The sequence below is a fragment of the Streptomyces sp. NPDC054813 genome (genome assembly GCF_053611365.1).
The window spans coordinates 58,174-76,700 of the sequence record NZ_JBSHAF010000040.1 but is presented as its reverse complement, the minus strand read 5'-3'; the positions used below and the strand labels follow the sequence as shown (position 1 = coordinate 76,700).

The 18,527-nt window shown below is 71.4% G+C and carries 14 protein-coding genes, 4 tRNA genes, 1 other RNA gene and 1 pseudogene; 10 read left to right on the top strand and 10 right to left on the bottom strand.

Going from position 1 to position 18,527, the window contains the following annotated elements; translation table 11 throughout:
• Nucleotides 1-210: 210 nt before the first annotated feature.
• The gene (locus ACWGJB_RS46435; protein WP_453386070.1) at nucleotides 211-777 is read right to left on the bottom strand and encodes a DinB family protein; all 567 of its coding nucleotides are present in this window, start codon (nucleotides 775-777) and stop codon (nucleotides 211-213) included.
• A gap of 99 nt (nucleotides 778-876) precedes the next feature.
• Between ACWGJB_RS46435 and ACWGJB_RS46430 the strand changes: the two are divergent.
• A pseudogene (locus tag ACWGJB_RS46430) lies at nucleotides 877-1,287 on the top strand (tyrosine-type recombinase/integrase); the annotation flags it as partial.
• Between the two features lie 79 nt (nucleotides 1,288-1,366).
• On the opposite strand, the gene ACWGJB_RS46425 reads toward ACWGJB_RS46430, so the two are convergent.
• Nucleotides 1,367-1,454 (bottom strand) — tRNA-Ser (locus ACWGJB_RS46425).
• A 72-nt stretch (nucleotides 1,455-1,526) separates the two neighbouring features.
• Here ACWGJB_RS46425 and ffs point away from each other — a divergent pair.
• From ffs to ACWGJB_RS46395, 6 genes are all read left to right on the top strand, one after another.
• Nucleotides 1,527-1,625: signal recognition particle sRNA small type (gene ffs, locus ACWGJB_RS46420), an RNA gene on the top strand.
• A gap of 45 nt (nucleotides 1,626-1,670) precedes the next feature.
• A complete protein-coding gene (locus tag ACWGJB_RS46415) occupies nucleotides 1,671-3,935 on the top strand; it encodes a DNA polymerase III subunit gamma and tau (RefSeq protein WP_453386069.1) in 2,265 nt (754 codons plus the stop codon).
• Nucleotides 3,936-4,192: 257 nt separating this feature from the next.
• Complete coding sequence (gene purD, locus ACWGJB_RS46410; protein WP_453386068.1) at nucleotides 4,193-5,464, top strand: phosphoribosylamine--glycine ligase; 1,272 nt, start codon at nucleotides 4,193-4,195, stop codon at nucleotides 5,462-5,464.
• A 289-nt stretch (nucleotides 5,465-5,753) separates the two neighbouring features.
• A complete protein-coding gene (locus tag ACWGJB_RS46405) occupies nucleotides 5,754-7,511 on the top strand; it encodes a hypothetical protein (protein ID WP_453386067.1) in 1,758 nt (585 codons plus the stop codon).
• Between the two features lie 304 nt (nucleotides 7,512-7,815).
• Nucleotides 7,816-9,309 (top strand): N,N-dimethylformamidase beta subunit family domain-containing protein, encoded by a 1,494-nt coding sequence (locus ACWGJB_RS46400; protein WP_453386066.1) that lies wholly within the window; start codon nucleotides 7,816-7,818, stop codon nucleotides 9,307-9,309.
• 70 nt (nucleotides 9,310-9,379) lie between these two features.
• Nucleotides 9,380-10,294 (top strand): phosphoribosylaminoimidazolesuccinocarboxamide synthase, encoded by a 915-nt coding sequence (locus ACWGJB_RS46395; RefSeq protein WP_453386065.1) that lies wholly within the window; start codon nucleotides 9,380-9,382, stop codon nucleotides 10,292-10,294.
• Nucleotides 10,295-10,407: 113 nt separating this feature from the next.
• Here ACWGJB_RS46395 and ACWGJB_RS46390 read toward each other — a convergent pair.
• The 8 genes from ACWGJB_RS46390 to ACWGJB_RS46355 all read right to left on the bottom strand — a co-directional run bounded on the left by ACWGJB_RS46390 (nucleotide 10,408) and on the right by ACWGJB_RS46355 (nucleotide 14,964).
• Nucleotides 10,408-10,480 (bottom strand) — tRNA-Gly (locus tag ACWGJB_RS46390).
• A gap of 22 nt (nucleotides 10,481-10,502) precedes the next feature.
• The gene (locus tag ACWGJB_RS46385; protein WP_453386064.1) at nucleotides 10,503-11,117 is read right to left on the bottom strand and encodes a response regulator; all 615 of its coding nucleotides are present in this window, start codon (nucleotides 11,115-11,117) and stop codon (nucleotides 10,503-10,505) included.
• On the bottom strand, nucleotides 11,114-12,361 hold the full coding sequence (locus tag ACWGJB_RS46380) for a sensor histidine kinase (protein WP_453386063.1): 1,248 nt from the start codon (nucleotides 12,359-12,361) through the stop codon (nucleotides 11,114-11,116). The genes ACWGJB_RS46385 and ACWGJB_RS46380 overlap by 4 nt, the downstream gene beginning before the upstream one ends.
• A 48-nt stretch (nucleotides 12,362-12,409) precedes the next feature.
• Entirely contained in the window at nucleotides 12,410-13,210 is an 801-nt protein-coding gene (locus tag ACWGJB_RS46375; protein ID WP_453386062.1) for an ABC transporter permease, read from the bottom strand.
• A complete protein-coding gene (locus tag ACWGJB_RS46370) occupies nucleotides 13,207-14,142 on the bottom strand; it encodes an ABC transporter ATP-binding protein (RefSeq protein WP_453386061.1) in 936 nt (311 codons plus the stop codon). The genes ACWGJB_RS46375 and ACWGJB_RS46370 overlap by 4 nt, the downstream gene beginning before the upstream one ends.
• Nucleotides 14,143-14,281: 139 nt before the next feature.
• Nucleotides 14,282-14,357 (bottom strand) — tRNA-Gly (locus tag ACWGJB_RS46365).
• Nucleotides 14,358-14,438: 81 nt separating this feature from the next.
• Nucleotides 14,439-14,510 (bottom strand) — tRNA-Gly (locus ACWGJB_RS46360).
• Nucleotides 14,511-14,646: 136 nt separating this feature from the next.
• Entirely contained in the window at nucleotides 14,647-14,964 is a 318-nt protein-coding gene (locus ACWGJB_RS46355; RefSeq protein ID WP_351695523.1) for a histone-like nucleoid-structuring protein Lsr2, read from the bottom strand.
• A gap of 360 nt (nucleotides 14,965-15,324) precedes the next feature.
• On the opposite strand from ACWGJB_RS46355, the gene purS reads away from it, so the two are divergent.
• Genes purS through purL form a run of 3 tightly spaced genes read left to right on the top strand, consistent with a single transcriptional unit; the run spans nucleotide 15,325 to nucleotide 18,520 of the window.
• On the top strand, nucleotides 15,325-15,588 hold the full coding sequence (gene purS / locus ACWGJB_RS46350; protein WP_093501106.1) for a phosphoribosylformylglycinamidine synthase subunit PurS: 264 nt from the start codon (nucleotides 15,325-15,327) through the stop codon (nucleotides 15,586-15,588).
• Entirely contained in the window at nucleotides 15,585-16,265 is a 681-nt protein-coding gene (purQ, locus tag ACWGJB_RS46345) for a phosphoribosylformylglycinamidine synthase subunit PurQ (RefSeq protein ID WP_453386060.1), read from the top strand. The genes purS and purQ overlap by 4 nt, the downstream gene beginning before the upstream one ends.
• Nucleotides 16,262-18,520, top strand: coding sequence for a phosphoribosylformylglycinamidine synthase subunit PurL (purL, locus tag ACWGJB_RS46340; RefSeq protein WP_453386059.1), 2,259 nt, complete (start codon nucleotides 16,262-16,264; stop codon nucleotides 18,518-18,520). Before purQ ends, purL begins: the two co-directional genes overlap by 4 nt.
• The last annotated feature ends 7 nt before the right edge of the window (nucleotides 18,521-18,527 follow it).

Below are 18,527 nucleotides of genomic sequence, written 5' to 3'. Positions count from 1 at the left end.
GTCCGCCAAGACCGCCCCCGACGCACCATCAGCCCACTACACTCCGGACGATGCCTCTGACCAGGCCAGATAGCGAAACGCTGCTGGAGTACTAGATGTCAGCTGCCTCGCTGACGTCCCTGACCCGCGGATCGTGAGGCAAAGGTGTTCGCGGGGTCACAGGGCGTATCGCCCTCTTGGAGGGGGCGATACGCCCTGCCGCGCCGCTGGCTAACCCATGGTCTTGGCGCCGTCCAGGGACTCGCGGATGATGTCGGCGTGGCCGGCGTGCTGGGCGGTCTCGGTGATGATGTGCATCAGTACCCGGCGGGCCGACCATCGCGCGCCCGGCTCTGACCACGGGGCCTTCGGTAGTGGTTGTGTGGCGTCCAGGTCGGGGAGGGTGGCGACCAGTTCGTCGGTTCGGCGGGCTACCTCAGCGTAGACGGCGAGCACGCCGGTCAGCGTCTCGGCGGGCAGCATCCGGAACTCGTCGGCCCGTCGGGCCCAGTCGGCCTCGGTCATGGTGGTGAAGTCGGGCATCGCCGACGGGCCGTCCAGGATGAACTGTGCCCAGGCTCGCTCGACCGCAGTGACATGTTTGATCAGGCCGCCCAGGCACAGCTGGCTGACGGTGGTCCGGCGCCCGGCCTGCTCATCGGTGAGGTCACGGGTGGTGAATCGCAAGAAGTGCCGATGCTTGGCCAGGGCCTCCAGCAAATCGGCGCGCTCGCCGGTGGCGGTGGGCTCATGGGCCGAGTCGTGCGTGGCCAGTTGGTTGACAGTGGTCTCGCTCATGGTCGCTCTGCCTTCCGTGGTTCGTGTTCAGCCGGGCCAGGAGGACGCTAGGGGGCGTGGAGGCCAGATCCTGACCTAAATGACCGGAGGGGTGAGCATGCTCGGCGCACCATCGGCCTGCCCGATCCGCTGATCAGGATTCTCCGCCAGCACCAGGAAGCCCAGGAGCGGGAGCGGATCGCCGCCGGTGCTGACTGGGAGGGCAAGGGGTACGTCTTCGCCTCGCCGATCGGCGGAGCGCTGAGCCCGAACACCGACTTCCACACCTGGAAGCGGCTGCTTCGGGATGCCGGGGTCCGGAACGGCCGTCTCCACGACGCTCGCCACACCGCCGCGACCGTCCTCCTGATCCTCGGCGTCCCGGACGTCGTGATCGACTCGATCATGGGTTGGGAGCCCGGGGGAGCGGCCCGGATGCGCGCCCGGTACATGCATGTGACCGGGGCCATGCTTCGAAAGGTCGCGCAGCAAGTTGGCGACGCGCTCTGGGAGCTCCCGGAAACGAACTGAGACGGAAACTGAGACGGACAACGTCGAAGGGCCCCACCACGAATGGTGGGGCCCTTCGACATCGTGCCCGGTGAGGCACTGGCGGAGGATACGAGATTCGAACTCGTGAGGGGTTGCCCCCAACACGCTTTCCAAGCGTGCGCCCTAGGCCTCTAGGCGAATCCTCCGCTCGGAACATTACATGACCGAGAGGAGTGCTCGCGAACTCGTTCCCACCCCCTGACGTCGGGTACTCTGTGCAGAGCCCCTCACGCGGCGCTATCTGACTGAACTCCCCCAGGGCCGGAAGGCAGCAAGGGTAGGTTGGCTCTGGCGGGTGCGTGGGGGGCGCTTGCGTTTGCCGGCGGGGCTGGTTGTCAGTGGGCGCCTATAACCTCGTAAGCGTGTCGTCTCTCGCGCTGTACCGCCGCTATCGCCCGGAGTCGTTCGCCGAGGTCATCGGGCAGGAGCATGTCACCGGCCCGTTGCAGCAGGCGCTGCGCAACAACCGGGTCAATCACGCGTACCTGTTCAGCGGGCCGCGCGGGTGCGGGAAGACGACCAGCGCACGGATCCTCGCACGCTGCCTGAACTGCGAGAAGGGGCCGACGCCCACCCCCTGCGGCGAGTGCCAGTCATGCCAGGACCTCGCCCGCAACGGGCCCGGTTCCATCGACGTCATCGAGATCGACGCGGCCTCTCACGGTGGTGTGGACGACGCCCGTGAGCTGCGCGAGAAGGCATTCTTCGGCCCCGCGGGCAGCCGCTACAAGATCTACATCATCGACGAGGCCCACATGGTCACGTCGGCCGGCTTCAACGCGCTGCTCAAGGTCGTCGAGGAGCCCCCGGAGCATCTGAAGTTCATCTTCGCCACCACCGAGCCCGAGAAGGTCATCGGGACCATCCGGTCGCGGACCCATCACTATCCCTTCCGGCTGGTGCCGCCGGGCACGCTGCGGGACTACCTCGGCGAGGTGTGCGGCAAGGAGGACATCCCCGTCGAGGAGGGCGTGCTGCCCCTCGTCGTCCGCGCCGGCGCCGGTTCCGTGCGTGACTCCATGTCCGTCATGGACCAGCTGCTCGCCGGAGCGGGAGCGGAGGGTGTGACCTATGCCATGGCCACCTCCCTGCTCGGCTACACCGACGGGTCCCTGCTCGACTCCGTCGTCGAGGCCTTCGCGACCGGGGACGGCGCCGCCGCCTTCGAGGTCGTCGACCGCATCATCGAGGGCGGCAACGACCCGCGCCGCTTCGTCGCCGACCTGCTGGAGCGGTTGCGGGACCTGGTGATCCTCGCCGCCGTCCCGGACGCCGCGGAGAAGGGGCTGTTCGACGCCCCCGCCGACGTTCTGGAACGGATGCAGGCCCAGGCCGGCACGTTCGGCGCCGCCGAGCTCAGCCGCGCCGCCGACCTCGTCAACGAGGGCCTCACCGAGATGCGCGGCGCCACCTCCCCGCGCCTCCAGCTGGAGCTGATCTGCGCGCGCGTGCTGCTGCCGGCCGCCTACGGCGACGAGCGGTCCGTGATGGCCCGCCTGGACCGGCTGGAGCGGGGCGTCAACTTCTCGGGCGGGGGCGGTGCGCCCGCGATGGGGTACGTCCCCGGACCCGAGGCACACATGGCGGCACCGGGAGGGGCTCCGGCGGGTGCGGCTCCCGCTCCGGTTGCTCCGGTCCCGCAGGGGGGCGGGCCTGCGGCGGCCCGTGCGGCGGTACGAGGGGGAGCGGCACCCGAGCCGACACCCGCACCCGCACCCGCACCCGCACCCGCGCCGGTACAGGCACCCGCGCCGGTACAGGCACCCGCGCCGGTACAGGCACCGGCACCGGCCGCCCCTCAGCCGCCTGCCCCCACGCCGACCGCCACGCCGGCTCCTGCCGCCACGCCCGGTGCCTGGCCGACGGCTGCCCCCGCGGGTGGCGGCGCCGCCCGGCGTCCCGGCGGCTGGCCCACGGCCACGGCCACGGGTACGGCCACAGGCGCCCCGGCGGCCGCCCCGGCGCCGGCTGCCCAAGCCTCCGCCCCCACCCCCGCCTCCGCCTCCGCCCCCACCGGCGGCCCGGACCCCCGTGTCCTCTGGCCGAACATCCTGGAAGCGGTCAAGAACCGCCGCCGCTTCACCTGGATCCTGCTCAGCCAGAACGCCCAGGTCGCCGGTTTCGACGGCACCACCCTCCAGCTCGGCTTCGTCAACGCCGGCGCCCGCGACAACTTCGCGAGCAGCGGCAGCGAGGACGTGCTGCGGCAGGCGCTGACCGAGCAGTTCGGCGTGCAGTGGCGGATCGAGGCCGTCGTCGACCCGACGGGAGGTGGCGGCTCGGCCCCGGCCGGCCCCGGCTACGGCGGCGGTCAGCCCGGTGGCGGTTACGGCGGCGCACCCGCGGCGTCGTCCGGGTACGGCGGCTCCGCCCCGGCGGCCCCGGGCCGCCCGGCGACGTCCCAGGCCGGGCCGCCGACGGCCGCACCCCAGGGTTCCCCCGCGTCCGCCCCGAGGGCAACGGCTCCCACCCCGCCGCCCGCGGCCTCCGAGCCGCCCCCGGTGTCCCCCGAGGACGACATTCCCGAGGAGGACGACCCCGACCTCGACGAGTCGGCCCTTTCCGGCCATGAACTGATCGTGCGGGAGCTTGGGGCGACGGTGGTGGACGAGTTCCGGAACGAGTGACGTGCGGCGGGCGCCGACGGTGAGGAGGCGGGAGGCGAGGGTTCTCCGGCGGCCGCGGCCGGGTGGGGGCGCTCGCGCGGTTCCCGGCACCCTGAGTCCCTCGGCTCTGCCGTCCTGAGTCCCTCGGTTCCGCCGTCCTGAGTCCCTCCGCCTCGTACCCCTGTGGTCCTCCACCCCGCCCTCCACCTCCCCCTCCACCCCACCCGTCACCCCCTTGGAGAATCCTCCAGTCGGTGCATCCGGCTACGCTGGCCCCCGTGAAGGTCCTTGTCATCGGCAGCGGCGCCCGCGAACACGCCCTGTGCCGCTCTCTGTCCCTCGATTCCGACGTCACCGCGCTGCACTGCGCCCCCGGCAACGCCGGTATCGGCGAGGTCGCCGAGCTGCACCGGGTCGACGCCCTGGACGGTGCTGCCGTCACCACCCTGGCCCGGGAGCTCGGCGCCGATCTCGTCGTCGTGGGCCCGGAGGCCCCGCTCGTCGCCGGGGTCGCCGACGCCGTGCGCGAGGCGGGTATCCCGGTCTTCGGCCCCTCCGGGGAGGCCGCTCAGATCGAGGGGTCCAAGGCGTTCGCCAAGGCCGTGATGGCGGCGGCGGGAGTGCCCACCGCCCGTTCGTACGTTTGCACAGACGCCGACGAGGTCGCCGAGGCCCTCGACGCCTTCGGAGCGCCGTACGTCGTGAAGGACGACGGGCTCGCCGCCGGCAAGGGCGTCGTAGTCACCGACGACCTGGCCGCCGCCACGGCGCACGCCGCCGAGTGCGACCGCGTCGTCATCGAGGAGTTCCTCGACGGCCCCGAGGTCTCCCTCTTCGCGATCACCGACGGTGTGACGGTCCTCCCGTTGCAGCCCGCCCAGGACTTCAAGCGCGCCCTGGACGGGGACCAGGGGCCGAACACCGGCGGCATGGGGGCCTACTCCCCGCTGCCCTGGGCCGACCCCAAGCTGGTCGACGAGGTCATGGAGACCGTTCTCCAGCCGACCGTCGACGAGATGCGGCGGCGCGGCACCCCGTTCTCCGGTCTCCTCTACGCCGGCCTCGCGATCACCTCGCGCGGTGTCCGGGTCATCGAGTTCAACGCCCGCTTCGGCGACCCCGAGACCCAGGTGGTCCTCGCCCGCCTGAAGACCCCGCTGGCCGGCGTCCTGCTCGCCGCCGCGAACGGCACCCTCGACGACCTCCCGCCGCTGCGCTGGCGCGACGACGCCGCGGTCACCGTGGTGGTCGCCTCCCACAACTACCCGGGCACCCCGCGCACCGGTGACCCCATCACCGGTCTCGACACGGTGGCCGCCGAGGACGCCCCGCACGCCTACGTCCTGCACGCGGGGACGAAGCGGGACGGCGAGGCGGTCGTCAGCGCCGGCGGCCGCGTTCTCTCCGTGACCGCGACCGGTCAGGATCTGACGCAGGCGCGTGAGCGGGCGTATGCGGCCGTGGCGCGGATCGGGCTCGACGGCTCCCAGCACCGTACGGACATCGCGGCGAAGGCGGCGGCCGAGGCGGTCGAGACGGCCGAGGCCTGAGCGCCCTCCAAGCGTGCTCGAAGCGTGCACCACTCCTGCTCAGGCCCCGGATCCCGAAAATCCGGGGCCTGATCGTTGCTGTCTGTCGATCACCTCTGACCAAAGCCATTCCATCGAGTGACCGATGCCCCAACCGGCTGACGGGGGCCGAGGCCCCAACTAGGGTGCGGCGCAAGCGTTCCGGCACTTGGCCCACCGGCATTGCGATGTCAGTGGCGGGTGCCACAGTGGGGGAGTGAGCAACAGCCAGGACGGCGCCAGGACAGCAGGGAGGGGGTGAGGTCCGGACGTGACCAGTACCGGTATCGGTGTGGAGGCGGGAGCGCAGGCAGCGCGTACCCGGGCCCTCGCCGTGCTGCGCATCCGCGGCCGGGCCCTGGCCGTGGCGCTGCTGCCCGCGGCGGCCACGGTGATCCTGCTGTCCGGCGGTTCCACCGGTCACTTCGTGGGCCGGGGCTGGGACACGGCCCGCTGGGTCGTCGGCGTGCTCGCCGTCGTCGTCCTGCTGGCCGCGGCCGGTATCGCCCTGGTCGTGGCCCGCGCCCGGCCGGCCGTGAGCCCGACGGTCCCGATCCCCAAGGAATCCGCCCCGGACCTGTACCGGATGGTGCGCGACCTCGCCGACCGCCTCGAGGTCCCGGTGCCCTCCGCCATAGCGCTCACCCCGGACTGCGACAGCTGGCTGGAGGACCGTACCCACCCGGCGCACGGGCCGCCCGCGTCCAAGGGCGGCGACGAGCTCGGCAACCCGGGCCCGCACCGTCGTGTCCCGGCCGCCCCCGTGCTCGTCATCGGCTCCCCATTCCTGTGGTGGATGCGCGTCGGCGAGCTGCGTGCGGTCCTCGCCCCGGTCGTCGCCGGTACCGGACCCTCGGCGCACCCGGACATAGCCGCCGCCCGCCGCTTCGTGCGCGGGCTGGACGCGGCGGTCGCCGTCTCCTCGACGACCGGCCGATGTCCGGCGACCCGCCTGGTCTGCGCGGGCCTCGGCTGGGTGGCCCGGGTGCTGCTGCGGGGCTGCCGGGAGCACGCGGCGCTGATGGAGCGCGGGGTGGCCGCCGCGGCCGCCGAGCGCGCACAGGCCGTGGACTACGGACTGCGGATCGTCGCCCAGGAGCAGGTCGGCCTCGCCTACGCCGGCTGGGACCGCCTTCTCACCCGGGTCGCGCTGCCCGCTTGGCGGATGGGCCGCTGGCCGTCCCGGCTGGACGCGGGCGTGGTCGCGGCGCTCACCGAGCTGTCCCGGCGCGACCGGCTGGCCGAGGGCTTCGCCTCCCGGCTCGGCGAGCGGCCCGCCTGTGACCTGCTGGAGGAGCCGGGCCTGGTGGACGAGGCCGCCTCGCTGCTCGCCGCCCGCCTCTTCCACGGCGGCCCCGCCGAGCCGGGCCCGGACTGGTCGCCGGTGGCCTGGCAGGAGTATCCGGAGGAGGTCGTCGACCGCACCTGGCGCACCGAGGCGGCCCGGCTGCACCGCGTCCTGGACTCCCTCGGTGTCCGTGCCACCCTCGACCCCGCCGCCCCCGACCCCGGCGGTCCCACCCTGGCCCGGGTCCTGGACCACCTGACCGACCCGGCCGCCCACGGCAGGCCCAAGGAGATCCCGGCCTACGCCGAGGACGCCGAGGAGGCCGCCGGTACCGAGTGCAGTGCCGCCCTGGCCGCCGGCCTCACCGCGGCCCTCGCCCGCGAGGAAGCCGCCGTCGTCCCCCCGCGCCCCGGCGCGCCCGCAGCCGCCGGGCAAGGCCCCGACAGCGCACTCTGGGACGACTGCGGGCTGCCCCTCTTCCCCCTCCAGCCCCCGCGCACCGCCCGCGAACTGCTCGCCGACCACGTCCGGGCGATGGTGTGCTGCGCGGCCGTGGACACCGCCGGAGCCACCCCGGGCCTGGACTGGCTCGACGGCCCGTCCCTGCTGGTCGACGGCGAGCGGGCCGCCGACCTGACGCCCAGAGTCCTCAGCCTCATCGAGGAAGGAGACCCGGCCCCGCTGCGGGCCTGGCTGGTCGAGTCCGGGATACGTCCGGAGAAGCCCGTACGGCTGGTCTGACCTCGGCGTTTCGACGCTTTAGCGGAGCGAACTGTTCCACTTCAGGCAAATTCGCAACGAACCGTGACCAGACGCGTGCGTTATGTGATGTGCTGGGACCGTTCGGTGAAATGGCAAGCGCATCCGACATAAGACAGACGCCACAGTCACAGCGCACGCAGCACCACGACCGGGACCGAGACCAGGCACGAACCAGGCTCGACCAGAACAGAACAAGCTCGGCCACGAGCAACCGCACCACCGCACCACCGCACAACGACTCGTATCAGCACACTTCACGGGGGCACGAGGGAGGGGAGCCACCATGGCATCGGACCACATCCGCCGCTGGGAGTCGGGAGCACTCGCGCACGCCGTCACGGACCCCTTCGGCCTGGGGCCCGTCCCCTGGCTGCGCGGCAGCGAGACCTATTTCGACGACACCGGTCATGTCGTCCCCTGGTACGTCGACCCGAGCCGGCCACAGCCCACCGGCGAGAACCCGCGGATCCCCGCACCCCGTAGTGCGGTCGGCCCCCGCTCGGCGGACGACGTGCACCGGCAGATCAAAGGATTCACCTCGACCGGCGCGGTCGCCCCGGGGGAGGCCGTCGACTTCCACATCACCGTCGACCCGCCGCAGGAATTCAGCATCGACATCTACCGCATCGGCCACTACGGCGGCGACGGCGCCGCCAAGATCACCACCAGCCCGCGGCTGTCCGGCATCGTGCAGCCGCCGCCGCTGGCCGCCGACCGTACGGTCTCCTGCCACCACTGGTGGCTGTCCTGGCGGTTGCAGGTCCCCTCGTACTGGAGCAACGGCGCGTACGTCGCCGTGCTCACCACGGCCGACGGCTACCGCTCCCACGTGCCCTTCACGATCCGCGACAACCACCCCGCCGACCTGCTCCTGCTGCTGCCGGACATCACCTGGCAGGCCTACAACCTCTACCCCGAGGACGGCCACAGCGGCGCCAGTCTCTACCACGCCTGGGACGAGCGGGGCCGGCTGCTCGGCGAGGCCGACGCGGCGACCACCGTCTCCTTCGACCGGCCGTACGCGGGCGCGGGCCTGCCCCTGCACGTCGGCCACGCCTACGACTTCATCCGCTGGGCCGAGCGCTACGGCTACGACCTCGCCTACGCCGACGCCCGCGACCTGCACGCCGGCCGCGTCGACCCGACCCGCTACCGGGGCCTGGTCTTCCCTGGCCACGACGAGTACTGGTCCCCGCGGATGCGCCGCACGGTCGACCTGGCCCGGGACAGCGGCACCTCGCTGGTCTTCCTCTCCGCCAACACCATGTACTGGCAGGTGGAGTTGGGGCCGTCCCCGTCCGGGGTGGCGGACCGGCTGCTCACCTGCCGAAAACGCAAGGGCCCCGGCAAACCCGTGCTCTGGCGCGAGATCGACCGGCCCGAGCAGCAGACGGTCGGCATCCAGTACGCGGGCCGGGTGCCCGAGCCGCGTCCCCTGATCGTGCGCAACGCGGGCCACTGGCTCTGGGAGGCCACCGGCGCGCAGGAGGGCGACGAACTGCCGGGTCTGGTGGCCGGAGAGGCCGACCGCTACTTCCCGCGCACCACGCTGCCCGAGCACGAGGAGCGCATCCTGCTGGCGCACTCCCCCTACACCGACAGCGACGGCGCCCTGCGCCACCAGGAGACCTCCCTCTACCGCGCCCCCTCCGGCGCCCTGGTCTTCGCCTCCGGGACCTTCGCCTGGTCGCCGGCCCTGGACCGGCCCGGCCATGTCGACCCCCGTGTCCAGCGCGCCACCGCCAACCTCCTGGACCGCATCTGTAAACGGGACTGACCCAGTGTCCGGCGGCAACCCGGCATACGGGAGAATCGGGGTCACCTGTACAGAACCACGGGGAGGAACCGTGTCCGGATTCGTCGAAAAGCCCGAGCCCGTCGAGGTGCCGGGCCTGGTGCATCTGCACACCGGCAAGGTGCGCGAGCTGTACCAGAACGCGGCCGGGGACCTCGTGATGGTCGCCAGCGACCGCATCTCCGCGTACGACTGGGTGCTGCCGACCGAGATCCCCGACAAGGGCCGGGTGCTCACCCAGCTCTCCCTGTGGTGGTTCGACAAGCTCGCCGACCTCGCCCCCAACCACGTCATCAGCACCGAGCTGCCCGAGGGTGCCCCCGCCGACTGGGCGGGCCGCACCCTGGTCTGCAAGTCGCTGAAGATGCTCCCGGTGGAGTGCGTGGCGCGCGGCTATCTCACCGGCTCGGGCCTGGCCGAGTACCAGGAGTCCCGAACGGTCTGCGGCCTCGCCCTGCCCGAGGGCCTGGTCGACGGCTCCGAGCTGCCCGCCCCGATCTTCACCCCGGCCACCAAGGCCGAGGTCGGCGAGCACGACGAGAACGTGTCGTACGAGGAGGTCGCCCGGCAGGTCGGCGCCGAGACGGCCGCCCAGCTGCGCCAGGCCACCCTCGCGGTGTACGGACGGGCCCGGGACATCGCCCGCGACCGGGGCATCGTCCTGGCCGACACCAAGTTCGAGTTCGGCCTGGAGCAGGGCGCCGACGGCGACGTCGCCCTGGTCCTCGCCGACGAGGTCCTCACCCCGGACTCCTCCCGCTTCTGGCCGGCCGACGAGTGGGAGCCGGGCCGGGCCCAGCCCTCGTTCGACAAGCAGTTCGTGCGCGACTGGCTGACCTCGGCCGAGTCCGGCTGGGACCGGAAGAGCGAGCAGCCCCCGCCGCCGCTGCCGCAGCGGGTGGTCGAGGCGACCCGGGCGAAGTACATCGAGGCGTACGAGCGGCTGACCGGCCAGAACTGGAGCTGACCGCACAAAGGGCCGCACAAAGGGCCGTCCAAAGGACCGCGTAAAGGCAAGGGGGCCCTGCACGGCAGGGCCCACGCGAAAGGCCCCCGGTGGAGACCGGGGGCCTTTTTCGGAGCGGACGACGAGGCTCGAACTCGCGACCTCAACCTTGGCAAGGTTGCGCTCTACCAACTGAGCTACGTCCGCATGCGCCGTGGCGCGAGAGCAACTATACCCAACCTCGCTCCCGAGCGAGACGCACTGCGGTATGACGGTTCTCCGCACCGAGCTTGGTGACGGCCGAGGAGAGGTAGTTCCGTACGGTTCCCGGTGACAGTGCGGCCCGCTCGGCGATCTCCGCGACCGGCGCCCCGTCGGCCGCCAGTTCCAGCACCTCGGCCTCCCGGGCGGTCAGCGGCGAGTCCCCGGAGGAGATCGCGTCGGCGGCCAACTCGGGGTCGACGTAGCGGTTTCCCGCATGCACGGTACGGATGATCTCCGCGAGCCGCTGCGCGCTGACCGTCTTCGGGACGAACCCCCGCACACCGGCGGCCAGGGCCCGTTTCAGGTGCCCGGGGCGGCCGTGACCGGTCACGATCAGCACCTCGCAGCCGGGCAGTTCGGCCCGCAGCGATGTGGCGACCTTCACACCGTCCGCCCCCGGCATCTGCAGATCCAGTACCGCCACGTCGGGCCGATGGGCCCGCGCCATGGCGAGCGCCTCGGGCCCGGTGGCCGCCTCCGCGACCACGACGAGGTCGTCCTCGAGGCCGAGCAGGGCGGCGAGCGCGCCCCGGATCAGATGCTCGTCGTCGGCGAGCAACAGCCGTACCGGAGAGGTCATGAGGTGACTCCACTCACATTCGCATCGACCGTACGGCCGGTCAGCGGCACCGAAGCCACCACCCGGAACCCGTCCGTCCCCACCGGTCCCGCCTCCAGCGTCCCCTCCACCATCGCGAGCCGCTCCCGCAGCCCGGCGATCCCGGACCCGCCACCCCCGCCTTTGCCGCCCGCCCGCACAGCGACCCCGTCGTTCTCCACCGTCAGCACCACGCGTCCCTCCAGCACCCGCAGCCCCACCGTGCACTGTCCCGCGTCTCCGTGGCGCAGGACATTGGTGGTCGTCTCCCGTACCACCCAGCCGAGGGCCGACTGCACCTCGGCGGGCAGGCCCGCGGTGTCGCCGGTCACCGTGCAGTCGATGCCGGCCGCTGCCAACACCCCCTGTGCGCCCGCGAGTTCGGCCGCGAGGTCGGCGTCCCGGTAGCCCCGTACGACGGCCCGTACCTCCCGCTGCGACTCCTGGGCGATCCGCTGCACCTCGATCATCTGCTCCACGGCCTCGGGCCGTTCGCGGCGGGCCAGCTGCACGGCCAGTTCGCTCTTGAGGGCGATGACGGCGAGGTTGCGGCCGAGCACGTCGTGCAGATCGCGGCCGAACCGCAGCCGTTCCTCGGCGACGGCGAGCCGGGCACGGGTCTCCCGGGCCTCGTCGAGTTCGTAGACGGCGTTCAGCAGCCAGACGGAGAAGCCCGAGGTGGCGGCGAGGCCGCCGCCGGCCATGAACACCACGACCGCCGTGACGAGCGCGGCGATCCCGGGTACGCCCAGCGGGACGGAGACCACGGCCGCCCCGCACGCGAAGCCCGCGATCAAGGCCACCGCCCGCCGCCGGTCGCGGACGCCGAGCGCCACGGTGCCGGCCCCGAACGCCAGGATCCCCACGAACACGGTGGCCGCCGCGCTGTGCATGTCGTCGCCCGGCCCGCCGTGCTCGCGCAGCACCAGGGCGGTGACGGCGAAGACGTACGTGACCGCGCCGAGCCCCCACAGCAGCCGCACCGGCTGCTCCCGGCGACCCCGCGTCCAGTCCAGCGCCCGGGAGGCGGTCAGCGCGCAGAGCACCGCGTGGACGACGACCATCGCGGTCATCCAGCCCGAGAGCGCCGCACTCGCCTCTCCGAACACCGGGAGTCCGATCGCGGTGACCTCGATCACCGCGAAGAAGTGGAACGACCAGCGCGTGTACGTCTCGACCTTGGCGGGCGTGGTCTTCGCCCGCCACCAGCCGCCTGCCCCGCTCATCCCCGGTCCCGTCCTGTCCCGTTCTGGTCGGTTCTGGCCCGTCTGCACTCAGCGCCGGGGTTCCCAGCGGAACCACCGCCGTACAGCAAACACCGCGACCACGGTCCAGGCCAGCGCGGTGAGGACGGTGCCCGTCGCCTGGTAGGCGCCGAGCTCGCCGGTCCAGCCCGCGCGGACCAGCCGGACGGCCGGGGAGAGCGGGAGGAGTTCACAGACCGAGGCGATCCGGTCGGGCAGGACGTCCGTGGGTACGGCGATGCCCGAGCCCAGCATCGAGACGAAGACCAGCGGCAGCGCGGTGACCTGGGCGCTCTCGGTGGTCCGGGTGACAACCGAGGTGAGCGCGGCGAGCGCGGCACTGAGCAGCAGGCCCAGAAGCAGCCCGAGCAGGGCGAGATACGGCGCCTTCGGCGCGCCGGCGTCGAGGAGCACCGCGCAGCCGACGGCGAGCACCAGCGCCTGGGCCAGCCCCAGACAGAGGGCGGGCAGGGCGGTGCCGGCCAGGATCTCGGCGTCGGTCGGCTCGCCGCTGCGCAGCCGCTTGAGGACGAGCTCCTCGCGGCGGGCCACGTACGCGCTCACCAGGGACGTGTACACGGCGAAGAGGAAGGAGAACCCGGTCGCCGCGGTCAGCATCAGCGTGCCGACGTTCAGCCCCTGGGTCTTCAGGTCGATCTGGTCGATGGCGGGTCGCACACTGAACGGCAGTGCGAGCGGCACCAGCAGCGCGGTGAGCACCGCACCGCGATTGCGGCCGAGGAGCAGCAACTCGGCGCGGCCGAGCGCACCCAGCCGGCGCCAGGACGCGGCGCGCGCCGCCCGGCGCCCGCCGAGGTCCACCGTGCTCATACGACCGCCTCCTTCGCGATCCCCAGGAACGCCTCCTCCAGCGAGGCCGACCGCACTTCCAGCCGGTCCAGCTCGACCCCGGCCCGCTGAGCCCAGGTCAGCACCCCGGTCGCGGTCCGCTGCACCTCGCGGGTCCGCAGCCGTACGGCCCTGCCGTCGGTCTCGTGACCGCACACGCCCAGGGCGGCGAGCGGCGGCAGGTCGCCCACGAAGTAGCCGAGCGGCAGCTCGAAGGTGATCCGTGCGGGCCGGTCCGCGGTCACCTCGCCCGGTGTTCCGGTGGCCGCGATCCGCCCCTCGTGCAGGATGGCGAGCCGGTCGGCGAGGTCCTCGGCCTCTTCCAGGTAGTGCGTGGTGAGCAGGACGGCCGTTCCGGCGTCGCGCAGGGATCGCACCAACTCCCAGGTGTCCCGGCGCCCTTCGGCGTCGAGGCCGGTCGTCGGCTCGTCCAGGAACAGCACCTCGGGCCGGCCGAGCAGCGCGAGCGCCAGGTCGAGGCGGCGCCGCTCACCGCCGGAGAGCTGCTTGACCCGGACGTCCGCCTTGCCGGCGAGCCCGACCAGGCCGAGCGCCTCGGCCGAGGGCCGGGCTCCGGTCGTACAGCCGGCCCACATCCGGACGGTCTCGCCGGCGGTCAGCTCGGACGGGAAGCCGCCTTCCTGGAGCATCACGCCGGTGCGCGGCCGTACGGCGGCCCGCTCCCGGTGCGGATCGTGGCCCAGCACCCGGACCCGGCCCCCGCTCGGCGGTGCGAGGCCCTCCAGCAGCTCGACCGTGGAGGTCTTTCCGGCGCCGTTGGTGCCGAGGAGCGCGAAGATCTCCCCACGGCCCACGGAGAAGGTGATTCCACGGACCGCCTCGAACCCGCCCCCGTAGGCACGCCGGAGGTCTGTGACCTCAATCACGTGTTCGTTGTCTTCGATGGCTTCCATGGAACGAGCGTCCCCGGGGCCCGGGCCCGGCAGCAGTGCGCGGTGTCATCACTCCTCATGACAAATGTCAGAGCCCGAGATGGGGACCGAAGGCGCACGAAAAAACCCCAGTCATATGACTGGGGTTTCTCCTACGAGCTGGAGCGGACGACGAGGCTCGAACTCGCGACCTCAACCTTGGCAAGGTTGCGCTCTACCAACTGAGCTACGTCCGCACTGCTCCCGACCGGCTCCCACCGATCGGTGCGAGCACCAGCCTACCTGATCCACAAGCATGACCAGGACCGGCGGTGCAGAGCGGGTGACAGGAATTGCACACTGCGCCTTCCCCCTGGAAGGGGGATGTTCTACTACTGAACTACACCCGCATGTACTCCGTGGGTTTCGACCTTTCGGCCGTGCCCCTCGGCGTGCTCCAGACATTAGCTGATCAGCAGGGGGGTAGCGCAAGTCGGCTGTCCTCGGGGGCCGGTGACGGTCCCTGAGGACAGCCCGAGCCGCGCCTCACTGCGCGGCGCTGAACGCCTCGTAGACCTTCTTCGGGATGCGACCGCGTGCCGGGACATCCATCTTGTTCGCCTGCGCCCAGGCGCGGACGGCCGCCGGGTCGGGGGCGACCTCCGTCTGCTTGTACGCCTTGCCCGACTTCGACCGCTTGCGGCCGGCCGTCACGTACGGCTCCAGGGCCTTACGCAGTTCCTTGGCGTTGGCTTGATTCAGATCGATCTCGTACGACTTGCCGTCGAGTCCGAAGGCGATCGTTTCCGCCGCTTCCGAGCCGTCGATGTCGTCAAAGAGAGTGACCACGACCTTCTGCGCCACGAATATCGGTCCCTTCGTGTGGCACGTCTATACAGCTCATCGGCGATGACGCGATGGCGGAGATGACGTGCCGAGTATCGGCTATTGCCAATTCATTTGTACAGTGCCTGGCAATACAAAGTGAAGCCCGACTAAATCCGTCCGCGTGTCCCGGACGCAATAGATGTCATGGGCGAACCCGGGGAACTTTCCCAGAACTTTTCGTGTGGATCCCCCGCTGTCACCCGATCGTGATGCGGCTCACGTAGTTTCCTACAACTCTACCCGCGTAGAAATTTTGTGCGGGTAGTCTGAAGACGCCTGTCGGAGACACCGCCGGGTATCTGCTCAGCAGCCAGCACCACAACACCGGGAGTGCCAGTGGCACGCGTCGTAGTCGACGTCATGCTCAAGCCGGAGATCCTCGACCCCCAGGGCCAGGCGGTCCAGCGTGCGCTGCCGCGCCTGGGTTTCGAAGGCATCTCCGATGTACGTCAGGGAAAGCGATTCGAACTGGAAGTTGACGGGCCGGTCGACGAGGCCGCGCTCGCCCGCATCCACGATCTTGCGGAATCCTTCCTCGCCAACACGGTGATCGAGGACTTCACCGTTCGGGTCGATGAAGTCGCGGAGGCGGCCAAGTGACCGCTCGTATTGGCGTCGTCACTTTCCCGGGAAGTCTCGACGACCGGGACACCCAGCGTGCGATCCGGCTCGCGGGTGCCGAACCGGTGGCCCTCTGGCACAAGGACAAGGACCTCCACCAGGTCGACGCGGTGGTCCTCCCAGGCGGTTTCTCCTACGGTGACTATCTGCGAGCCGGTGCCATCTCCCGTTTCTCGCCGGTGATGGAGACCGTCATCGAGCAGGCGAAGGCCGGCCTCCCGGTTCTCGGTATCTGCAACGGCTTCCAGATCCTCACCGAGGCCCATCTGCTCCCGGGCGCGATGCTCGGCAACAACCACCTCCACTTCATCTGCCGCGACCAGAAGCTGCGGGTGGAGAACGCGGGGACCGCCTGGACCAGCGACTACCGCGAGGGCCAGGAGATCCACATTCCGCTGAAGAACATGGACGGCCGGTACGTGGCCGACGAGTACACGCTCGACAAGCTGGAGGCCGAGGGCCGGGTGGTCTTCCGTTACCTCGACCTCAACCCCAACGGCAGCCTCCGCGACATCGCCGGCATCACCAACGAGGCCGGGAACGTCGTGGGCCTGATGCCGCACCCGGAGCATGCCGTCGAGCCGCTCATCGGCAGCGGCCGCACCGACGGTCTGCCCTTCTTCACGTCGATCCTCAAGAAGCTGGTCAACGCATGAGCCGGACGCCTCTGGACACGGTCGAGCACGCGGCCGCGACCCCCGACGTCGAGCTGCCCTGGGCCGAACTCGGCCTGAAGAAGGACGAGTACGAGCGGGTGGTGGAGATCCTCGGCCGCCGTCCGACCGGCGCCGAACTCGCCATGTACTCGGTCATGTGGTCCGAGCACTGCTCGTACAAGTCCTCCAAGGTCCACCTCCGCCAGTTCGGCGAGAAGGCCCCGCAGAGCGACGCGCTGCTGGTGGGCATCGGCGAGAACGCGGGCGTCGTCGACGTCGGCCAGGGCTACGCGGTCACCTTCAAGGTCGAGTCGCACAACCACCCGTCGTACGTCGAGCCCTACCAGGGCGCCGCGACCGGTGTCGGCGGCATCGTCCGCGACATCATCGCGATGGGCGCCCGCCCGGTGGCCGTGGTCGACCCGCTGCGCTTCGGCGCCGCCGACCACCCCGACACCAAGCGCGTCCTCCCGGGCGTCGTCGCCGGCATTGGCGGCTACGGCAACTGCCTGGGCCTGCCCAACATCGGCGGCGAGGTCGTCTTCGACGCCTGCTACCAGGGCAACCCGCTGGTCAACGCCGGTGCCATCGGTGTGATGCGGCACGAGGACATCCACCTCGCCAAGGCCTCCGGCGCGGGCAACCAGGTCATCCTGTACGGCGCCAGGACCGGCGGCGACGGCATCGGCGGAGCGTCGATCCTCGCGAGCGAGACCTTCGACGACGCCAAGCCGTCGAAGCGCCCGGCGGTGCAGGTCGGCGACCCGTTCCAGGAGAAGCTCCTGATCGAGTGCACGCTCGAGGCCTTCGCCGAGAAGCTGGTCGTCGGCATCCAGGACCTGGGCGCGGCCGGCCTGTCCTGCGCCACCTCCGAGCTGGCCTCGAACGGCTCCGGCGGCATGACCGTCACCCTCGACGACGTACCGCTGCGTGACTCGACCCTCTCGCCCGAGGAGATCCTCATGAGCGAGTCGCAGGAACGCATGTGCGCGGTGGTCGAGCCGGCGAAGGTCGACCGCTTCCTGGAGATCTGCGAGAAGTGGGACGTCATCGCCACGGTCATCGGCGAAGTGACCGACGGCGACCGGCTTGAGATCTTCTGGCACGGCGAGAAGATCGTCGACGTCGACCCGCGCACGGTCGCGCACGACGGCCCGGTCTACGAGCGCCCGTACGCCCGTCCGTCCTGGCAGGACGCCCTCCAGGCGGACGACGCGAACAGGCTGGCCCGGCCGGCCACCGCCGAGGAGCTGAAGGACCAGGTCCTGAGGCTGGTCGGCTCCCCCAACCAGGCCTCCAAGAAGTGGATCACCTCGCAGTACGACCACTTCGTGCAGGGCAACACCGTTCTCGCCCAGCCGGAGGACTCCGGCATGATCCGCGTGGACGAGGAGACCGGCCTCGGTGTCGCCATCGCGACGGACGGCAACGGCCGCTTCGCCAAGCTGGACCCGTACGCGGGCGCGCAGCTGGCGCTGGCCGAGGCCTACCGGAACGTGGCGACGACGGGCGCCAAGCCCCTCGCCGTCTCCGACTGCCTGAACTTCGGTTCGCCGGAGGACCCGGCGGTGATGTGGCAGTTCGCCGAGGCGGTGCGCGGTCTGGCCGACGGCTGTCTGCAGCTGGGCACCCCGGTGACCGGCGGCAACGTCTCGCTCTACAACCAGACCGGCGAGGCGGCCATCCACCCCACCCCGGTGGTCGCCGTCCTCGGCGTGATCGACGACGTCGCCCGGCGCACGCCGGTCGCCTTCCAGGAGGAGGGGCAGCTGCTCTACCTCCTCGGTGACACCCGTGAGGAGTTCGGCGGTTCGGCCTGGTCCCAGGTCGTCCACGACCACCTGGGCGGCCTGCCCCCGAAGGTCGACCTGGAGCGCGAGCGCCTCCTGGCCGAGATCCTGATCTCCGCCTCCCGCGACGGCATGATCGACTCGGCGCACGACCTGTCCGACGGCGGTCTGATCCAGGCGGTCGTGGAATCGGCGCTGCTCGGCGGCAAGGGCGCGCGTCTGGTCGTACCGGACGGCCTGGACGCGTTCACCTTCCTGCTCTCCGAGTCGGCGGGCCGCGCGATCGTGGCCGTGCCGCGCTCCGAGGAGGTCCGCTTCAACGACATGTGCGGCGCGCGGGGCCTGCCGGTGACGCGCATCGGTGTCGTGGACGGGGACTCGGTGGAGATCCAGGGCGAGTTCGAACTCTCCCTGACCGAACTCCGTGAGGCACACGAGGGCACGATCGAGGCCCTGCTGGCGTAACCGGCCG

What these genes read in the sequence shown, in the direction of transcription:
- ACWGJB_RS46435 (WP_453386070.1), bottom strand. Translation starts at nt 777, where the DNA reads ATGAGCGAGACCACTGTCAACCAACTGGCCACGCACGACTCGGCCCAT.
- purL (WP_453386059.1), top strand. Translation starts at nt 16,262, where the DNA reads ATGAGCCGGACGCCTCTGGACACGGTCGAGCACGCGGCCGCGACCCCC.
- ACWGJB_RS46370 (WP_453386061.1), bottom strand. Translation starts at nt 14,142, where the DNA reads ATGGAAGCCATCGAAGACAACGAACACGTGATTGAGGTCACAGACCTC.
- ACWGJB_RS46385 (WP_453386064.1), bottom strand. Translation starts at nt 11,117, where the DNA reads ATGACCTCTCCGGTACGGCTGTTGCTCGCCGACGACGAGCATCTGATC.
- ACWGJB_RS46375 (WP_453386062.1), bottom strand. Translation starts at nt 13,210, where the DNA reads ATGAGCACGGTGGACCTCGGCGGGCGCCGGGCGGCGCGCGCCGCGTCC.
- ACWGJB_RS46380 (WP_453386063.1), bottom strand. Translation starts at nt 12,361, where the DNA reads ATGAGCGGGGCAGGCGGCTGGTGGCGGGCGAAGACCACGCCCGCCAAG.
- ACWGJB_RS46400 (WP_453386066.1), top strand. Translation starts at nt 7,816, where the DNA reads ATGGCATCGGACCACATCCGCCGCTGGGAGTCGGGAGCACTCGCGCAC.